Origin of the sequence: Ruminiclostridium papyrosolvens DSM 2782 (genome assembly GCF_029318685.1) — a bacterium.
Classification (GTDB): Bacteria; Bacillota; Clostridia; order Acetivibrionales; family DSM-1351; genus Ruminiclostridium; species Ruminiclostridium papyrosolvens.
Genome location: NZ_CP119677.1, coordinates 4,263,794 through 4,283,004, shown reverse-complemented (window position 1 = coordinate 4,283,004; position 19,211 = coordinate 4,263,794). Strand labels below are relative to the sequence as shown.

At 39.3% G+C, this 19,211-nt stretch carries 12 protein-coding genes; all 12 read left to right on the top strand.

The features are described 5' to 3' along the window. The first annotated feature begins 13 nt into the window (after positions 1-13). The 12 genes from P0092_RS18855 to P0092_RS18800 all read left to right on the top strand — a co-directional run bounded on the left by P0092_RS18855 (position 14) and on the right by P0092_RS18800 (position 19,194). Positions 14-1,264, top strand: coding sequence for a HAMP domain-containing sensor histidine kinase (locus P0092_RS18855; protein WP_004620489.1), 1,251 nt, complete (start codon positions 14-16; stop codon positions 1,262-1,264). 138 nt (positions 1,265-1,402) lie between these two features. Next, complete coding sequence (locus tag P0092_RS18850; protein ID WP_004620491.1) at positions 1,403-2,086, top strand: ABC transporter ATP-binding protein; 684 nt, start codon at positions 1,403-1,405, stop codon at positions 2,084-2,086. Then, on the top strand, positions 2,083-4,758 hold the full coding sequence (locus tag P0092_RS18845) for an ABC transporter permease (protein WP_276186993.1): 2,676 nt from the start codon (positions 2,083-2,085) through the stop codon (positions 4,756-4,758). Before P0092_RS18850 ends, P0092_RS18845 begins: the two co-directional genes overlap by 4 nt. Positions 4,759-4,859: 101 nt before the next feature. Next, positions 4,860-5,471 carry a hypothetical protein gene (locus tag P0092_RS18840; RefSeq protein ID WP_004620494.1) on the top strand — a complete coding sequence of 204 codons (612 nt, stop codon included), beginning with the start codon at positions 4,860-4,862 and terminating at the stop codon, positions 5,469-5,471. A gap of 326 nt (positions 5,472-5,797) precedes the next feature. Further along, positions 5,798-7,702, top strand: coding sequence for a sensor histidine kinase (locus P0092_RS18835; RefSeq protein WP_004620497.1), 1,905 nt, complete (start codon positions 5,798-5,800; stop codon positions 7,700-7,702). Continuing rightward, entirely contained in the window at positions 7,680-8,558 is an 879-nt protein-coding gene (locus tag P0092_RS18830; RefSeq protein ID WP_004620499.1) for a response regulator, read from the top strand. Before P0092_RS18835 ends, P0092_RS18830 begins: the two co-directional genes overlap by 23 nt. A 183-nt stretch (positions 8,559-8,741) precedes the next feature. After that, positions 8,742-14,315, top strand: coding sequence for an S-layer homology domain-containing protein (locus P0092_RS18825; RefSeq protein ID WP_004620501.1), 5,574 nt, complete (start codon positions 8,742-8,744; stop codon positions 14,313-14,315). Between the two features lie 295 nt (positions 14,316-14,610). After that, positions 14,611-16,539, top strand: a complete 1,929-nt coding sequence (gene asnB, locus P0092_RS18820; protein WP_004620503.1) for an asparagine synthase (glutamine-hydrolyzing) — start codon at positions 14,611-14,613, stop codon at positions 16,537-16,539. A 177-nt stretch (positions 16,540-16,716) separates the two neighbouring features. Next, complete coding sequence (locus tag P0092_RS18815; RefSeq protein ID WP_276186992.1) at positions 16,717-16,842, top strand: hypothetical protein; 126 nt, start codon at positions 16,717-16,719, stop codon at positions 16,840-16,842. Positions 16,843-16,880: 38 nt separating this feature from the next. Further along, positions 16,881-17,006, top strand: a complete 126-nt coding sequence (locus tag P0092_RS18810) for a hypothetical protein (protein ID WP_276186992.1) — start codon at positions 16,881-16,883, stop codon at positions 17,004-17,006. Positions 17,007-17,149: 143 nt separating this feature from the next. Further along, a complete protein-coding gene (locus tag P0092_RS18805; protein WP_004620504.1) occupies positions 17,150-18,088 on the top strand; it encodes a SagB family peptide dehydrogenase in 939 nt (312 codons plus the stop codon). Next, positions 18,088-19,194, top strand: a complete 1,107-nt coding sequence (locus P0092_RS18800; protein ID WP_004620507.1) for a bacteriocin biosynthesis cyclodehydratase SagC family — start codon at positions 18,088-18,090, stop codon at positions 19,192-19,194. Before P0092_RS18805 ends, P0092_RS18800 begins: the two co-directional genes overlap by 1 nt. Positions 19,195-19,211 lie beyond the last annotated feature (17 nt).

Sequence of the window (19,211 nt, the reverse complement as noted above, 5' to 3'; positions counted from 1 at the left end):
ATGGAGGCTTTATATGAATGGAATTTTGCAAAATCCTGAGTCAAAATCAATTGTATTAAAAATGGGCTTATTGCAACTGATATTGGCAATATTAATAGTTTTTTTAATTCATAATGAATTAGTTTCTTTGAATAATAAAATAGTTGATGAAAATGCGGCATTGATGGGGCATATACTTTCAGAATACCCACAGTTGGAAGATAATCTGGCAGTCTACATAACAAAGGGAGCCGGAAAAGAAGAAATAGCTAAAGGCAGACAAGTTTTAAAAAACTACGGTTATGACCTTAATATGAAGCTTTTAACTCAAACCATATTCAAGGATTCATATACAGCAATTCCAACAAAGACAGTTTTGCTGGTGTTGCTTTATTTTATTCCCATTTGTTTGTTGCTGCTACTTGAATACAGCAAAATATATGCAAAAGTTGAAAGAATTGCTATTTCTGCAGATAAGGTTGTGGAAGGAGACTTTAGCATAATAAGAAAGGAAATATTGGAAGGTGAGTTTGGTAAGCTAAGTCATAGTTTTGATGTTATGGCTGAAAGGCTGAAATTCAATCTTGAAAAACTGAAAGAAGATAAAGTATTATTAAAAAACATTATTTCTGATATATCACATCAATTAAAAACTCCCCTTGCTTCACTTGTAATATTAAATGATAATTTGCTTCAGGATAAAGGTATGAGAGAAGAAATAAGGTTGGAGTTTTTGGATAGGAGTAAGTCACAACTAGACAGAATTGAATGGCTTGTTGAAAATCTTCTCAAAATGGCAAGGCTTGAGGCAGATGCTATCGATTATCGCTGCGAAAAAATAGAATTGTCAGCCCCGGTCCGAAAATCAGTTGCTTCTTTAATGAATTTATGGGAAGAAAAAAATCAAGAAATTAAAATTCAAAATGAAGGCAAAACATTTTTTTATGGAGATGAAGAATGGCTGGAAGAAGCTTTAATTAATATTTTAAAAAATTGCATTGAGCATACGGGCAGAGGCGGAAGAATTGTTATCGGGCTAAAAGAAACACCTCTGTTTAGCAGAATACAAATTAACGATAATGGAGAAGGAATAGATTCAAAAGATCTTCCTCATATATTTGAAAGATTCTATAGTGGGAATAACTCCGCTAAAACAAAAAGCATAGGAATTGGTCTTTCTCTTTCAAAACTGATAATCGAAAAACAAGGGGGAAGTATTGCAGCACATAGTGTAAAAGGTGAGGGAACTCAGTTTGAAATAACCTTTCTAAAAGGTAATATTTAGAGTTAATCTTACAATACAGTAAGATTGCAGTACATCTTACAGTAAGATTGATTATCTATTATAAATATATAGTTATTTTCGCTATATATTTATAGTTGGTTAACTTTATAAGTTAATCGGCCAAAGGAGGAAAGGGTAATGGAAATTTTAAAGACCAAAGATTTATGTAAGAGTTACGGTATTGGTGAAATAAAGGTAGAGGCTCTTAAAAATATTAATATATCGGTGCAGCAGGGTGAATTTGTTGCAATAGTGGGAGCAAGCGGTTCGGGGAAGAGTACCCTGCTTCACTTGCTGGGAGGTATTGATAAGCCTACCGGCGGTAATGTAATTGTTGATGAAGCTGATATCTATACATTAAGTGAGAAGAAACTTGCGGTTTTTAGAAGGCGTAAGATTGGCTTCATATTTCAGTCCTATAATCTCATTCCGGTATTAACTGCAGAGGAAAATATGACAATGCCTTTGCTTTTAGACAATAGAGAAGTTGATAGAAAGTATTTTGAAGAACTGCTTGCTATTTTAGGTCTTCAAAACAGAAGAAATCATCTTCCTTCAGAGCTGTCAGGGGGACAGCAACAAAGAGTTTCCATAGGAAGAGCAATGGTTTATAAGCCGTCAATAATACTTGCAGATGAGCCTACAGGAAATTTGGACAGTAAAAACAGTAAAGAAATAATTGAACTTCTTCAGTATTCCGTTAAGAAATATCACCAAACATTAATTGTAATAACACATGATTTGGCAATAGCTTCAGCCGCAGACAGAGTAATAACAATTGACGATGGGTGTGTTGTAAAAAATGAGGTGATAAAAGGATGAAGAAATATTCGGAAATTACCAAAAAGTATCTTAAGTTCCAAAAGAATAGAACAATACTCACTATTGTAGGCATTATTCTTTCAGTTACATTAATTACTTCCGTAGGTACTTTAGCCATGAGCTTAAAAGATAAAATGATTAGAGACACCAAACAGGAATATGGAGATTACCATGTAGCCTTTAATGGGGTATCAGGAAGTGCAGCAAGTAAAATAAAAAATAACTTCCAAGTCCAAGATTATGGTATTCTAAGCCGAGAAAATTTTGCAATTATTAATAAGACAAGCCAAAAGGAAATGGAGCAAAATAAATTTGCGGCTCCTTATAGATACTTGAATATTAAGGGATATGACAAAAATGCCATGGAGATGCTAAACGTAAAAGTTAAGTATGGAAGACTACCTGAAAATTCAAGTGAGATAGTTTTGGATCAGTGGATTTTAGAATATATGAAAAACAAGCCTCAAATAGGAGGAAAAATCAAATTAAATGTTGGAAAAAGGATGGACTCAGAGACAGGTAAAGAAATAGCAATTAATACTCTGGGAGATTACGGGTGGAGTGCTAAAGAAAAATTTAAGACAGAGAAAGAAAAAGAATATACCGTTGTAGGTTTTCTGGATAATAAAGGTGTATTTCAATCAAATTCATTCATCGCAAAGGCTGTAACCTTTGATAATTATAAGAGTGTAAGTAATAATAAGAAATATTTCATCTATTCAAAAATGAAATCCATGAATAATATAGAAAAAACGGTAAAAGAAATAGCTCAAATAGTTAATATTTCCGGTGACAATAGCGATGGGGCAGGGAAGCTGGAAGATCCCGAGTTTGGAGCTGCAAATATCAATATTCAATATAATAACAGCCTGCTAAGTCTATATGGAAAAAGTATTTATAAAGGTGTAAATTCCAGCATGTTTTGGACGTTTCTCGTTGTGGTTTTGTTAATAATTATTTGTACAATAGCTATAATTTATAATTCATTCAATATTTCTGTTCTTGAGAGAATTTCGCAATATGGAGTTCTTAGATGTGTTGGAGCCTCAGCGGAACAAATAAGAAAAATTGTATATAAGGAAGCTTTCATTTTAAGTGCTATTGGAATTCCGATAGGTCTCATTTTAGGAACAATGGTAATGAAGCTCATATTTTACATCATTGGTTTTCTTAACATAGGTTCTTTCTATGATATTAGAATGGTAATTTCGCCGTTAGTGATTATAGCAAGTTTTATGCTTGGAGCTATTACTGTTTTTATTTCTGCAGTGGGGCCGGCTAATCAGGCAGCTAAAGTTTCACCTCTTGAGGCTGTGAAAAATTCAGGCAGTACAAAGGTTGAAAAAATAAAGAAGGTAAAAAAATCTTTGATTATAAAAAGATTATTTGGAATAGAAGGAGAATTTGCAAATAGGAACATAAGAAGGAATAAAACCAGATTCAGAATAACTGTTTTTTCAATGATAATTAGTATAGTCTTGTATATAGTGACCTCAGGAGTAATGGATTATACCTTCAAAACCGGATTAGCAGATGCAGGTAACAGCTATACGTATCATCTGTATAATAATTATTTGCTCTACCAAAATGATGATTCAAAGGGTATAGATAAATCAATATTTCTAAAGCTCAAAGACTTAAAGTCGGTAGAAAAAGCGTATCCTCTTTATTCTTCTGAATCAACGCTATTAATTCCAAAAGAAAAAATTAATTCGAAATATTATGAGCATAGAAAAGATTATTTTGATGTGAAGGAAGGGAATGCCTTTAGAGTAGGAAACAATAGTTTCTCATCCTATGGTGACGAGAGCCTTGATGAATTAAAGAAAAAGCTTAAAGCAGGTACTGCTGATAAAAATGTATTAAATCAGGAAAAGGGCGTTATTCTCGTAAACACGGCTAAAATATATGGTGATAAAGGTAAAAATATTATAACGGAGGTTACTGATTATAAGGTTGGAGATGAAATAGAAATAAAAACCGGAAGAGAAGATAACAAATATAAAAAACTTAAAATCGTTGGTATTGCAGATAAAAGTGTTTTAACGGATGAGTATAATGATAATGCTGGTGTAATTATGTTGACAACACCTGAAGTATATAAATATGTTACGGGCAAAGATTATATATCACATATCTTTATTGTAGCTAAGAAAGGCGTTTCACATACTGAAGTCACTGATTATTTAAAGCAATTACAAAAAAATAATGCAGCTTATGGATATACAGATAACGAGAAAGCTGCCAAAGAAAATAACGATTCAAAAACAATAGTAAGTATTTTGCTCTATGGCTTTATATTTGTAGTACTGCTTATCGGATGCTTGAATATTTCAAATACCATAAGTACTAATTTAATATTGAGGGTAAAAGAATTTGCGGTACTTAAAGCAATTGGAATGACCCGCGAGGCTGTTAAGAAGATGATATTGCTGGAAGGTTTATTGTATGGCTTTGTATCTGCTCTATACGGAAGTGCTTTAGGAACTGTTATTTACTTTGTGGTGTTTAAAGCAATGGGCGGGGTTTCGGAGATAGCATGGGCTATACCTTGGAAAGATATTATAGTAGCCTCAGTTGGAGCGATAATGATAACTTTTGTATGGAGTTTGCTGTCAATGAGAAAAATCAGTTTCGGAATAATTGCTGAAGACTTGAAGGCTGATAACTAGATTTGGGTTGTTTTTACCCTTAACCCTGACGCAATTTAATTTACATGAGGACTTATACAATGTAAAATATTAACTACGATATTATATGGGGAGAGGGTTAAATGGGTATTTTAAGAGAGATATTCGGACCTAGCAAAAAAGAAATCTGGAAATCATTAAGCGAGCAAATAGGCAGTCAATTTATAGAAGGAGGTTTTTTCTCAGCGGATAAAGTGGTTGCTCATGTAAAAGATTGGACTGTGACTTTAGACACTCATACTGTCTCAACAGGAAAATCCAGTACTACTTATACAAGAATGCGAGCACCATATGTAAATAAGGACGGATTCAGCTTTAAAATTTACAGGAAAGGTATCTTCAGTGGGATTGGGAAGGCTTTGGGCGGTCAGGACGTTGAGGTTGGATTTCCCGAATTTGACGAAGACTTCATTATAAAAGGCAATGATGAACAGAAGCTCCGCACACTGTTTGCTAATAGCAAAATCAGACAACTTATTGAGTTGCAGCCTGATATCTGTCTTGAGATAAAAGATGACGAAGGATGGTTCGCCAAGAGCTTTCCTGAGGGCGTTGATGAGTTATACTTTTGCGTAGTGGGTGTTATTAAGGATATTGACCTGTTAAAAGCTTTGTTTGATTTGTATGCAGAGGTACTTAATCAACTGTGCCTAATGGGCTCGGCATATGAAAGCAATCCTCATGTAGAATTATAATTTAATACTGAAGTTTATGAAAGAGCTTGTTGTAATACAGAGAGTTATTTATTTTAACATCAGTACCCCCGTATAAAATTGTATCAATGATTGCTTTAACCAAGCTTCCATTGATACAATTTATACTCTTAAGTACCGCTGTTACAGTGGAAAACTTTGTTTTGTAACAGCTCATTTTCTTTTTGTAAGCTATATGCTATAAATATCTATTCCATTGTTGCCTGTTTTAAAGTATATTAGAGTTAATTAAGGACTTTAATAAAAGATGGAGATTGAATAATGGTAGATTTATTTATAGAGAATAAGCTAAAGGAGAAGTGTTTTACATGACAAAACGTATTTTAACACTTCTTCTTATGACCTTTACCGGATTGTTAATACTTTTCAGTCCGGTTTTTTTAACATATGGACGAGCCATATCGACAAGCCCTTTGGCATATGAGGGAGAATTAAATGCTGCTGCATGGGATATTGACCGCAGCCCCATTATCAAGTTGGACGGTGAATGGGAGTTTTATTGGGATCGGCTGTTGACGCCGGAGAATTTTGAGAATAGCACTTTGGTTCCCGATGGGTATATGAAGGTGCCCTCCCTGTGGAATGGAAAAACCATACAGGGCAAAAAGCTGCCTATCTTCGGCTGTGCTACCTATCGGCTGGTTTTGAAAAATATACCATATATGGGAACGTTGGCGTTGAAAAAGGTTAATGTGCGCTTTTCCAGTAGGGTGTTTGTGAACGGTCAACTATTTCTCTCTGACGGTAGCCCCGCAAGGACAGCATCAGAATATCACTCCAGCAACACGTCACAGTTAGGTTTTTTTGAGTATAAAGGTGGAAACGTCGAAATAATTGTACAGGCTGCTAATTTTGAATACATCAATTCCGGAATTCCGGCTTCCTTTGAGCTGGGATTGGAGAAACCTCTGATGCTGGAGCATCAACAAAATCATTTGATGGCGCTTTTAGTTTTTGGTGTGCTATGTACCCTCGCTCTGCTTCACCTGATTTTCTTTTTGGTTACCCGGGACGGTGCACTGAGGAATCCAATGCTTCTGCTGTTTGCCCTGTTTTGTGTTTTGTTTGCCCTTGGCAACGGACTGGCTGACCAGCGCTCCCTGTTGCTGCTTTTGCCGGACATCCCATTTATTTTAGTATTTAAGCTCAAGGATTTCTTCTTATCTGCATGCTTTATTGTACTGCTGTGGATTTTTTATAGATTTAAGAACGGACTGCTTCCGCTGCGATTGGCCACCATTATTTCACTAATATATGCCTGTTATCTGGTGGCGATTTTTGCACTTCCTATTTATACATACCTCAAAATCCATGGTTTTGTAATGGCCGGCAACACGGTTGTTCTGCTGGGGCTTTTATTCCGGTCAGTTTGTGTGTACATCAAGGAGGCAGAAGGATTTTTGCTATTTGCTGCGTTGGTATCAATCAATCTGTATTCTGCGGATTCAATCCTGTTCTCACTGGGAATAAAGGGGAGTTCCAGCTTTCTTCAGGTATATATTCTGCTTTTTACTGTTGTGATGATAGGGTATTTGTCCGTTGAATATCGTAGTACGGTATCGCGCTTGAGTATTTCCATGCAACAGGCTCAAGAAGCGGAAATCTCCTTTTTGAGGGCACAGATTAAGCCTCATTTTCTATACAATTCTCTCAGTGTGATTGCGGCCCAGACAACACAGGAGCCTCAAAAAGCAAAAAACCTGCTTTATGACCTGACGGATTATCTTCGTGGGAGCTTTCATTTCAAAACTCAGGATGGGAAAATTCCCCTGTCGGAGGAAATTAACACGGTGAGAGCATATCTTTCGATTGAGCAGGCACGGTTTGACAATTTATTAATGATGGAATATGATATCGAGGAAAATCTTGATGCTATGGTTCCACTTCTGTGCCTCCAACCGATAGTAGAGAACGCAGTCCGTCATGGCATTTTCAAGCGTGCAGAGGGAGGCAGAGTGCTGCTGAGAATACGTAGAAAGGGCGACCTTGTGATTATCCGGGTGGAGGATAACGGCGTGGGTATTCCTCAGGTACAACTGGAGAGCATACGCCATGGAAACAGCGGGGGTGTGGGATTGAAAAATATTCAGATGAGATTGGGAACGCACCGTGGAGCAGGGCTTGAGATAGAAAGTACAGAAGGTGAAGGTACGGTGGTAACTTTGAAAATACCTTATGAGGAGGTGTGTGATGAGGGTTATTTTAGTGGATGATGAAGCACCGCTGTTGCGGGAACTGGCAGGACTGCTTTCCGACTATCCTGATTTGGAGTTGACGGGAAGTTACACAGATCCTTTACTGGCACTGGAGGAATTGGAAGCTACAAAACCGGAACTTGCCTTTTTAGATATTGAAATGCGTACACTGGACGGCATTGAGCTGGCTGAACAGATGTTGTCAAAAAATCCGGAGATGGACGTACTATTTGTAACAGCCTATAACCAGTATGCTGTAATGGCTTTTGAGGTAAACGCCATAGATTACATTTTAAAGCCTGTTCGCCCTCAACGGCTTGAAAAAGCAGTGGAGCGGATAAGGCGAAAGCGAGGCTTCACACAGCAGACTAAGAACCTCCAAATACAGTTTTTCGGCAAGTTTGCCTTGTATCAGGGCAGTGAAGCAATCAAATGGAGCAGGGGAAAACCAAGGGAACTATTGGCTTATTTCCTTGCAAACGAAGGTATTTGGATAGATAAATTTAAAATTTGCGATGACCTTTGGCCCGAAAGCCCGCCAAATCAAGCACTGCGTAATTTGCAAACAGCGGTGTGGGCTATTCGCAAATGCCTCCGTGACTATGGTGTAGCCGAGGTGCAGATTAGCTATGCAAATGACAGCTATCTTTTGAAGCTTGTGGACGGACAATGGGATTTGCGACAGTATGATAAGGCATTAATGCTTTATATGCAGACCGGCAGCTCTGCCGAAGGACGGAAGGCGGCAGAGCTGTATCGAGAGGACTATCTGGCATATGAAGATTGGCGGTGGGCATTTAAAAGACGGGCTGATTACGCCATGAAACAGCGTCAGCTGATAGGGAAGTTATCTTCAGGCCGGAAAATGCCCTGAAGTAAAAAGTAGGAACCCGGAGAAAAATCGACGAATAGTGCGGTTTTTCTCTGGGTTTTTTAGTTTGTTGAGAATTTGTAGAGAGGCAGTTGATACAATAGAAATTGGAATATTGTCAAGAAAAGGCGAAATTTAATGTTGAGAAGTATTTCTTAAAGACATCAACAAAAAGGAGGAATCTATATGAGAAAGTTCACTATTTTTCGACGCGTATTGGCGGCAGTACTGTCTGTCTCCGTGTTACTGGGCGTTCCGTCCACAACTATGGCGCAATCGTCGACAGGCAACTACAGTTGGCAGCAGGTGGCCAATGATGTTCTGAACAGCGAGGCACAAGCCACCTCTCTGTTTGTTACAAACGGAGGCTCCTATGTATCAGCTGCCACCGGCAGCAAAGTTAAGATGTGGGTGGTAAATGGCTCAAGCTGGGAGCAATTGTTTGACCAGTCCACCACAGCAACCTATACTTCATTGTCTTTAGATAAAACCGGACGGCCATATGTGGCATACAGCAATCCAACAGCCACAGGCGACACGAAGGTACTGAAATTCAGTTCACCTTGGACTTCGTTGGAAGCTCCTGTTCCGGCAAATAATCAGGCAGCCCTAAGGGCGTCATACATTTCCATGGCTATAAATGGCAGTGGTACACCGTATGTAGCAGCTAATCAAAATAATATGTCCAGCCGTGTGTCCGTATCAAAATATAACGGCTCAGCATGGGAATATGTGGGCACTCCTTCTGTTTCGGGAGATCAGGCCTTTTCTGCATCTATGGATACTTACCAGAACGTTCCCTATGTGGCATATTGCGTAAACGATACATATGCCAGTGGTGCTTATGTCACCATGAAGGGATACGACGGCACTCAGTGGTACACCTTGGGTGGTAAGCAAATCTCAACTAAGAAATCATCTGATGTGACTGCTGCGTTTGTTTCTATGAAGATTTCGGAAAACGGTACACCGTATGTAGCCTATGCGGATCCGGGCAACGGAAATCGCCTCGGGGTGAAGAAGCTTAGTGAAGGGGACTGGGTAACTGTAGGCAGCGGTTATCTCACATCCGGAGAAGCATCCTACATATCCCTGTCTTTGGAGGGGGAGACGCCATACGTAGCTTTTAAAGACGGCAGCGTAGCTTCAAATGCCGGTGTCACCGTAAAAAAGCTAGATATGCAAAGCGGCAACTGGGCAACCTTGGGTAGTGGAGAAATTTCGGGCAGCAGCTACGCAAAAGGAATTTCCCTGTTTGTTGACAGCGATATACCCTATATATCCTTTTCTACTAATTCGGCTGTTAAGGTAATGAAATACGCAAGTATGCCAAAGCAGCCCGTTAATATCAATGCCGGCAATACCTCTGTCACATATGCCGGTACGCCTATTAACCTTTCTGCAGTATCCGGGTTGTTTACGGTGGATAGCGGTGCGGGAGCGAGAACCTATTCCCTTGAAGCCTCAGTTCCCGTAAGCGATGAGGACGGCGAAGGTCAAATAAACGGCACTACCCTTAGTGTCACCAAGGCGGGTGTATTCAAAATAGGCCTTGAAACAGCGGAATCAACAACCCATTTGGCAGGCAACAAGACAATCGCCACACTAACTGTTGAGAAGGGGATGCAGAATGCCCCAAGCGGTCTTGGTACAACTAATGCCTCTTCTTCCGGCGCAAACGACGGTAAAATTATTGGGCTGACAAGTGGCAGGGAGTATGAATACAAGATAGTGGGTGAATCATCCTATACCAAAGTTACTGCAAATACTAACGGAGATATAACTGATTTATCAGTGGGTACCTATGTGGTGCGTTATCCTGGTACTCCAGTATATAACCCAAGTGCTGATTCGACTCAAGTAACAGTTGGTGATGCCACTTCCCTGACCTACTCTGCCACAGTGAACCCGACCAGCTACACCTTTGCAGCGGCAGAGGTGAACTATACCCAGCCGGCAGAGCAGCAATTTACCATCACCAACACCGGAACGGGAACTATTACAGGTCTGTCGGCTTCTCTTAATAATTCGGACTTTACCATTACTAACATGGTAATTGTGTCACAGATAGCGCCAAATGGAACAGCCACCATCGGCGTACAACCAAAGACGGGTCTGAAAGCAGGGCCACATACCGGCACGCTGACCATTACCGGAGTGGAGGGTACTTCCCTTACGGTGGATTTATCCTTTACGGTAAATAAGAAAAAGGCCGTTAATACTCTGGCTGCCGGTTCCTACGATTATACTTATAATGGTGCTCCCGCTTATAACATGGCTGGCTGGTTTCAGTATGGTAGCAACGGCGAAAGAGTTTATACCCTTGAAGAGGGAACCACCGGTCAGGGCTCCTTTAATGGACATCTGCTCACAGTCTCCAGCGCAGGAACCTTCGTAGTCGGTCTTGTAACGAAAGAGTCAGATGAATATGAGCAAGCTCCAAAGATAGTCTTCACAATGCACATGTTCAAGGGTACAATACCTGCGCCGACTATTGGTGCAGTAAATGCAACTGCCGGAAGCAGCAACGGCAAAATCATATGGCTCAGAGCCAAAAAGGAATGCGAGTATAAAATTGTGGGTGCAAGTACCTACACCACGGCAACTACTGATGAATACGGCCAAATCACCGGGCTTCCGGCAGGAGAATATGTTGTGCGTTATACGGACAATGACCTGCATAGTGCAAGCGAAGATTCCAATTCAGTTACAATTGGGGAGAATACTTTGCCCTACTCTGCTAAAGTCAACGCCACAAGCCATGTTTTTACAACGGCAACGGTGGAATATACCTTGCAGCAAGAGCAGCAATTCACCATAACAAACAACGGCACCGAAACTATTACCGGATTGTCGGCTGTCCTTGATAATACAGACTTTACCATTAGCTCTGCACTTTCAACAGAACAGCTTGCGCCAAATGAAACGGCCACCGTCAGTGTACGCCCCGAGACAGGTCTTGATGCAAAAATTCACACCGGAACACTGACCATTACAGGGGTTGAAGATATTTCTCTGACAGTGAGTTTGTCATTTAAGGTAGATAGGATACAATCCCCTAATTCCCTGAAGTATGGTTCCACCTACAATTCCGTATACAACGGAACCCCATGGGAATTGCTGCATTGGATTAACTATGGGCTCAGTGATGGCAAACGGGTTTATACCCTTGAAGAGGGAACCACCGGAAAGGGGTTCTTCATAGGCTCCCAACTTACTTTTACCGATGCCGGTACTTTTGTAGTTGGTCTTGTAACGGAAGAAACAAAAGTTTATGCTCAGACTCCTAAGATATTATTTACTATTAATGTATCCAAAGGAGCGATACCTGCACCGAATGTAAGTGCAGTAAATACAACTGCAGGCAGCAGCAATGGAAAAATAACCGGGTTGATAGCCAACAAAGAGTGCGAGTACAAAATTAACGGTACAGATAGCTACTCCTCTGCAACCACTAATGAATACGGCCAAATAACCGGGCTTCCGGCAGGAAGCTACGTGGTACGTTATCCGGACAATGACCTGCATAGTGCAAGCGAAGATTCCAATTCAGTAACCATTGGAGAAGATACCTTGACAAGCTCCGCTGAAGTGAACACGTCAAGTCACACCTTTACATCGCAAGCGTATGGTTATGGAACCCAGCAGGCACAGGAATTCACCATCACCAATACGGGAGCAGGTACAATTACCAACTTGTCTGCTACCCTTACCGATGGTGAAGACTTTACCATCAGCACGCCTTTGTCAAAGGAACAGCTTGCAGCAAATGCAACTGCCACAATCAGTGTAAGGCCTTATACCGATCTGGCGGTGGGAACACACACCGACACGCTGACCATCACGGGAGCTGACGGTATTTCTCTGACAGTGGATTTGACTTTTGTAGTAAATAAGGCACAGCAAAGCCGTCCCGAGGGTTTTGGTGCTGAGAACGCAACTAAAGGAAACAGTGACGGAAAAATAATCAATCTGACACCTCATGCTAAGTATGAGTACAGACTCAGTACCGAGAGTGAATATAGAGAAGTGACTGCTGATAAAGATGGAAAAATCATCGGCTTACCCGCTGGTGAATATGTTATTCGTTTTGCTGCAACGGAGTTTTATAATGCAAGTCCGGATTCCAACAGCATACAAATTGGAGAGGCTGACTCCCAAAGCAGTGAAAATTTTGTTATTGCCGTAACTGAACCGGCCGGTGCAGTTATTCACAAAGACGAGAATACTATCACTGCCACAGCTGATAACAGTGTTACCGGGCTCACCGTAAATGTTACGGTAAGTACGGGTGCAAGCTGGAAGATGTACAGCGACTCCGGCTGCACCAAAGAAATCAGTAAAACCATGAGCCTTAACGTAGGGCTAAACACTGCCTATATTAAGGTCACAGCGCAGAACGGCAGCGCATTGGTATATACCCTCAAAATTACCCGTAAGAACGGCTCAGGTGGTTCCGGAGATTCAGGTTCCGGTAATTCCGGTCCGAGTGGTTCAGGTTCAGAAGATGCAGCTTCCGTTATTGTCAACGGTGAAACTAAGTCCGCCGGAAAAGCTAATACAACTAAAGACCCGGACGGCAAAACCACAAAAACAGTTACCGTGGATTCCGGCAGACTTGAGAATATTCTTGCTGCTGAAAAGAGCGGTGCCACCGTTGTTATTCCTGTGGCAGGACAAGCTAATACGGCAGCAGGGGTTCTGACGGGACAAATGGTTAAGACTATGGAGAAGCAGGCTGCTACTCTTGCGGTCAGAACAGATTCGGCTTCTTATACTCTGCCTGCTTCTGAAATTGATATCTCAGCAGTATCCCAGCAGCTCGGTGCCAACGTAGACCTAAAGGATATTACTGTGGCAGTAAGCATTGCAGAACCATCAAACCAGATGACAAGTGTTGTGGAAAATGCCTCAAAGGATGGCAGATTTACCTTAATGGTACCGGCGGTGGACTATACGGTTACATGCAGCTACGGAGGACGAACCATAAACGTAAGCAACTTTAACGTATATGTTGAGAGAACGGTTGCAATTCCGGAGGGCGTTGACCCGTCGAAAATTACTACAGGAATAGTAGTGAATCCCGACGGCACCACATATCATGTTCCAACCAGAGTTACGATTATAAATGGAAAATACTATGCTGTTATTAACAGTCTGACCAATAGCACATATTCAGTAGTTTGGAATCCTATTGAGTTTACCGATGCGGACAAACATTGGGCAAAGGCTTCAGTTAATAATATGGGTTCCAGAATGGTGGTAACCGGAGTTGGAGACGGCAAATATGAACCTGACAGAAATATGACACGTGCAGAGTTTGCCACCGTAATTGTAAAAGCTCTGGGTCTTAAACCCGGGATTGGTTCAAACAGCTTCAGTGATGTGGATTCAGCTATGTGGTACAGTGGATATATCAAAACTGCTGTGTCTTATGGAATCATTAAAGGATATAATGCTAAGACCTTCGGCCCTGATGACACCATCACCCGTGAGCAGGCTATAACAATGATAGCCAACGCCATGAAGACCACAGGTCTGAAAGCAGACCTTACCAACAGCGATACAGAACGCCTGCTTGGACACTATGAAGATGGAACAAGGATATCGAAATATGCCATTAACAATATGGCTGCCTGCCTAAAAACAGGTATCGTTTCCGGCAGAAAGAGTAATGCACTTGCTCCAAAGGCCTATGTGACACGTGCGGAGGTTGCTGTTATGGTTGAGAAGCTTTTGCAGAAATCCAAGCTTATCTAATCACAGAAATTTTACAGTAAAAAAATAGTTGATTTTAATTAAAAGACTGGGTTTTCAGGTTGTGTAAATGACCTTTAGACCCAGCCTTTTTTTGTTTGTATTTATATATTCGGCAAAAAACTTGAATAAAATGGAAATAAGTAATAAAATATGGAATATAATCAAAAAAATACAAAAAATGTAAAAACCCGTTTAAAACTTTAAAGTAATTTCTTCGGATTTTAGAATAAATTAATGAAGTGTTTGGCAGAGTAGAAGACGATTGTTTGCTATATCTGTAGGACGGAGAATTATAATGTGTGGTATTGTGGGAATTGTTTCACCAAAGAATAGTATTCCTGACCAGTTAATTGAAAGAATGGCTGGTGCTATAGTACATAGGGGGCCGGACGGTGAGGGCTACTATTATAGTTCTAAGGTTCAATTAGGGGCGAGAAGGCTGAGCATCGTTGACACGAAGAATGGGGTGCAACCCATATATAACGAGAATAAGTCCATCGTTGCAGTATTTAACGGCGAAATATACAATTATATGGAATTAATGAATCAGTTAATTTCAAAGGGACATGCCTTTAATACATTATGTGATGCTGAAGTTATTGTGCATTTATATGAGGAATTCGGGGTGGAAATGCTGGACAAAGTTGATGGCCAGTTTTCATTCGCAATTTATGATCAGTCTGACAGCAGAGTGTTTATTGCTCGAGACAGAAATGGTATTTGCCCTCTTTATTATTCTGTAGTGAATAACACTATATATTTTGCATCGGAGATTAAAGCAATTGTACAGGCAGATGAAGTTGAGATACGTCCCAGTATATCGGGACTTTACGAACAGTTTGTTTTCTGGTCACCTGCTGAGGGACGAACAGTTTTTGAAAATATTTATCAGATACCACCATCGGGGTATGCTTTAATTGATGGAAAAATCGGCTTACAGATAAATTTATACCATCGTTTTAGTGACTATGCTCAGAAGTTTGATTACAGTAGTATTAATGAGCTTAAAAATGAAATATATACAACACTTAAGAAATCCATTTTAGATAGGCTTATGTGTGATTCAGATGTAAAATGGGGAATTTACTTAAGTGGCGGGCTTGACTCTACGATTTTGATGAAATTATTAAACGAATGTGGGTATGATGAATTTACTACGTTTTCTCTTGGATTTAAAGATTATAGAATTGATGAATCTGCATATCAGGCCTTGGGTTTAGAAGGAAATAAAGGACAGCACATAAAGATTACGGTCAGTGATGAAGATATCCTTTCACATCTTTTAAAAGTAATAAAACATTGTGAGGTTCCGCTATATAAGTTGGGTGCTGTCCCAATGTATATGCTTTCCAAAGCGGCACACAAAAATGGAGTCAAGTTTGTTTTGAGCGGAGAAGGAGCAGATGAGCTGTTTTATGGCTATGATATCTATAAAGAGACACTTTTTAGAAAGTACTGTTCTCTAAATCCTGCATCAAATATTAGAACTAATGGAATTAAAAATTTTATTTCTCCCATCAATATGAATAATAGTTATATACTGGAAGGTTATAAAAAATACTATTCAGCTTTCTTCCAGGGAAGTAATGAGTTTATTTATTCTATGCAGTCACGTATTACAGCCAGTTCTTCCATTGTTGAGTATTTTAATAAAGAAAACAAGGAGAGCATTGACTTAAATGATATATCTAACGAGGTGTATCAGCAATTTACTCGGGAATCAAACGAGTTGTCTGTGATGAAAAAATGTCAGGCTGTTCAGATGAAATTACTGTTAGCAGGTTATCTTTTATCAACACAAGGCGACCGGGTGCTATTAGCAAATTCCGTAGAGGGAAGATATCCTTTCCTTGATCGTCGTTTAATCAGACTTGCTTATTCTATTCCGGACAATTTAAAGTTAGCAGGTTACAAGGAAAAATATATTTTAAAAGAAGCATTTTCTGATATTGTGCCTGAACCAATCATAAGAAGAACCAAGTATCAATACTCTACACCGGGTGTGGAGCTTTTCTTAAATAATATAAATCAATTTGAAGACTATTTGGCCAAAAACACTTTTGATAGGTATGGTGTTTTTGATTACGGGAAAGTACATTCATTAATAAAAGAATTAAAAGAAAATTCAGGTAGTATTCAAAGAAATATTACACATGATATGACCCTTATTTATGTGATAACAACACATATGCTTTTAGAATCAGCCTGTGAAAAATTTGTATAAATATCAATGAATAACTGCTTAGTGCATAAGAATTCCTTCTGATATATCTGGATGAATCCATTTATTTAAGAGGAAAGCTTATCATATATCAAATGATAAATAAGGTTTTGTGCTTAGGATTTGAGGTCTGAGGGAAACGGCACAAGGCTTGATTTATTGTACAAAGGAGGTGAAACTATGTTAAAACACACCAGGTACAATTGTGCAACAAGTATCGTTATGGGGACTGTTCAGGTTAGTCCCGGAGCATCGACTACATGTACCGGGTCAGCATGTTCATGCTGCAGTTGTACATGTTGCTAACAAAGAATCTAAAAAGCAAAAATACGGAGGTGAACGCTATGTTAAAACACACCAGATACAATTGTGCAACAAGTATCGTTATGGGAACTGTTCAGGTTAGCCCCGGAGCATCGACTACATGTACCGGATCAGCATGTTCATGTTGCAGCTGCACATGTTGCTAATTCAATATTACATAAGATTGTTCTAGGTTATATCTGAAGAAAGAGCAGGTCGGAGTTTTAAAGTAAAGATTCTGACCTGCTCACAAAGTACAAATAATGCCTTTTATTTTATAAAGAGGTTAAATATAAAAGGAGATGTTTACATGGATAGTAAGGGGAAAAAGTATTTAGAGGAACATGCACATTATCGTGAAATTATAAGTATGAGTTCACAATATGCTCTGATTTCACCATATGCCGATACTACAGTTGTTCGTACTCCGGAAGTTGTTTTAAAGGGAATTTACCATTCAAGAGTAAATAGATTTGTTAGCGAAGAGTATTTGCTTAATTTTCGTACATACAGTGCAAGGCTTGACTTTAGAATTGGAATCAGCCGATTTCGTGCTAGAGATGCATTACTTTCTTTTGCAATGCGTAATAAAAAAGAACAGGCATATGATAATACAATTAAACTTCCTCAGGCAAAAAAAATAAAAGCTGCTTTTAGTGCAGTTTTGCAAGCCCGAAGAAGTGTAAGAACATTTAAAGGGTCTATTCCTTTAAAAGACTTTGCAACCATTCTTTTTTATTCACAGGGGATTACGGGATATCTGCAATTGAAAGAAAAAGCGGCGGATGCAGAGCGTATTATGCTTCGTGCAGCTCCATCCGGAGGCGGTTTTTACCCGGTGAAACTATATATTGTTGCATGGAATGTGGAGGGGCTGGAGAGAGGGATTTATGAATACTATCCTTATGAACATTCTCTTAGGTTAATAGAGAAAGGGTATAGTGAGGAAGATTTGAATGCTCTTGCGGGCTTTGGTGATATAAAAGTTGAAGATTCAGCTTTTTGTGTTGCGTATGTATATGAATTATATTTAAATTCTCATAAATATGGTAATGCGGGTGCTGCATACGGATTTATTGAAGCGGGAGAAATAGCGGAAAATGCACAGTTGACAACAACGGCACTTGGGTATGGTGCATGTGATTTAGGGGGATATGATAAGCAATTTATTGAAAAAAGATTTGGCCTTGATGGAATTAGTAAGCAAGTTATACACTTTACAGTATTTGGAAATGGGGGAGTTATATAATGTCTAAAAATTCTAATAATTTGGTTTTTCGTGATAATGTGAGTGTCTATGATAACGGTGCAAATGAAATTCGTTTGCGTATGGGAGTATTAAATTATGAGGAAGCAGAATTAGATTTATCTACTTTAACAAAAAACCTGTCTGTTTTTATGAGAAAGGTATTTTATGCGCTTCAAAGTGAAGAGGGATACAATGAGGACGCTATTAATGAAGTCCTTCTGGAGCCATATGAAAAAGAAGTAGTGCAATCATTATTGAACGAACTTCGTGCAACAAACTATATTACATCAGTTGAAACAAAAGGTATAGATGAAGAGTTGACACTGGCTTTATTGGGATATTTACAGCATGAAGAAATTGAATCGGAAGATGATGCGAATAAAAAGCAAGTTTTATTTTTTGCTGATGATGAATATACTGTGAATTCAGCTAAAAATCTTGCAGAAGAAATGAATTTTACATTAAATATTATGGACGTTCAAACAATGCAGGAAATTAAAAATGCAGATTTAACTTCCAATATGGATGGTTTGGCTCGTGTACAGCAGATGAGCCATTTTGAAGAGATGTTTAAGAAGTATGATGCTGTTGTTGGTTGTATGAAAAACCTCTCTATTATATTAATGAGAAACTTAAATCGAATTTGCATGGAAGTTGAAATTCCAATAGTCTTAACTTTTATTGATGGGCCTGTGGTTTGTGCACTTGCTACCAATCCATATTCCACGGGCTGCTTAGAGTGCTTTGAATTGAGAGCACTTGCAAGATTGGAAGACCATGTTCAATATCATAATTTTGTAAAGGTTGAGAAAAATTCATCCAAGTACACATCAAAAGGAAGCAAAGGGCTTGTTCCATTATTGAACTTATTGGTGAACTTAGCAGTCTCTGAGGCTTATTTGATTAGAAAAATCGGGGTTTCCAAATTTACCGGAAGATTGTTGACTATTTACCTTCCAACCCTTGAAATACAAGCACAGGATATTTTACGCGTGCCTTTCTGTCCTGCATGTGGTGCTGTTTCCAAGATTAAGCTGGAAGAGAAAAATATTTCGTCACGTGCGTTAGTAGATGAAATGGTGGCTAATGCAATTAAGATTAAATAAACTATGAAAATATGGAG

What these genes read in the sequence shown, in the direction of transcription:
- P0092_RS18855 (WP_004620489.1), top strand. Translation starts at nt 14, where the DNA reads ATGAATGGAATTTTGCAAAATCCTGAGTCAAAATCAATTGTATTAAAA.
- P0092_RS18850 (WP_004620491.1), top strand. Translation starts at nt 1,403, where the DNA reads ATGGAAATTTTAAAGACCAAAGATTTATGTAAGAGTTACGGTATTGGT.
- P0092_RS18845 (WP_276186993.1), top strand. Translation starts at nt 2,083, where the DNA reads ATGAAGAAATATTCGGAAATTACCAAAAAGTATCTTAAGTTCCAAAAG.
- P0092_RS18840 (WP_004620494.1), top strand. Translation starts at nt 4,860, where the DNA reads ATGGGTATTTTAAGAGAGATATTCGGACCTAGCAAAAAAGAAATCTGG.
- P0092_RS18835 (WP_004620497.1), top strand. Translation starts at nt 5,798, where the DNA reads ATGACAAAACGTATTTTAACACTTCTTCTTATGACCTTTACCGGATTG.
- P0092_RS18830 (WP_004620499.1), top strand. Translation starts at nt 7,680, where the DNA reads ATGAGGGTTATTTTAGTGGATGATGAAGCACCGCTGTTGCGGGAACTG.
- P0092_RS18825 (WP_004620501.1), top strand. Translation starts at nt 8,742, where the DNA reads ATGAGAAAGTTCACTATTTTTCGACGCGTATTGGCGGCAGTACTGTCT.
- asnB (WP_004620503.1), top strand. Translation starts at nt 14,611, where the DNA reads ATGTGTGGTATTGTGGGAATTGTTTCACCAAAGAATAGTATTCCTGAC.
- P0092_RS18815 (WP_276186992.1), top strand. Translation starts at nt 16,717, where the DNA reads ATGTTAAAACACACCAGGTACAATTGTGCAACAAGTATCGTTATGGGG.
- P0092_RS18810 (WP_276186992.1), top strand. Translation starts at nt 16,881, where the DNA reads ATGTTAAAACACACCAGATACAATTGTGCAACAAGTATCGTTATGGGA.
- P0092_RS18805 (WP_004620504.1), top strand. Translation starts at nt 17,150, where the DNA reads ATGGATAGTAAGGGGAAAAAGTATTTAGAGGAACATGCACATTATCGT.
- P0092_RS18800 (WP_004620507.1), top strand. Translation starts at nt 18,088, where the DNA reads ATGTCTAAAAATTCTAATAATTTGGTTTTTCGTGATAATGTGAGTGTC.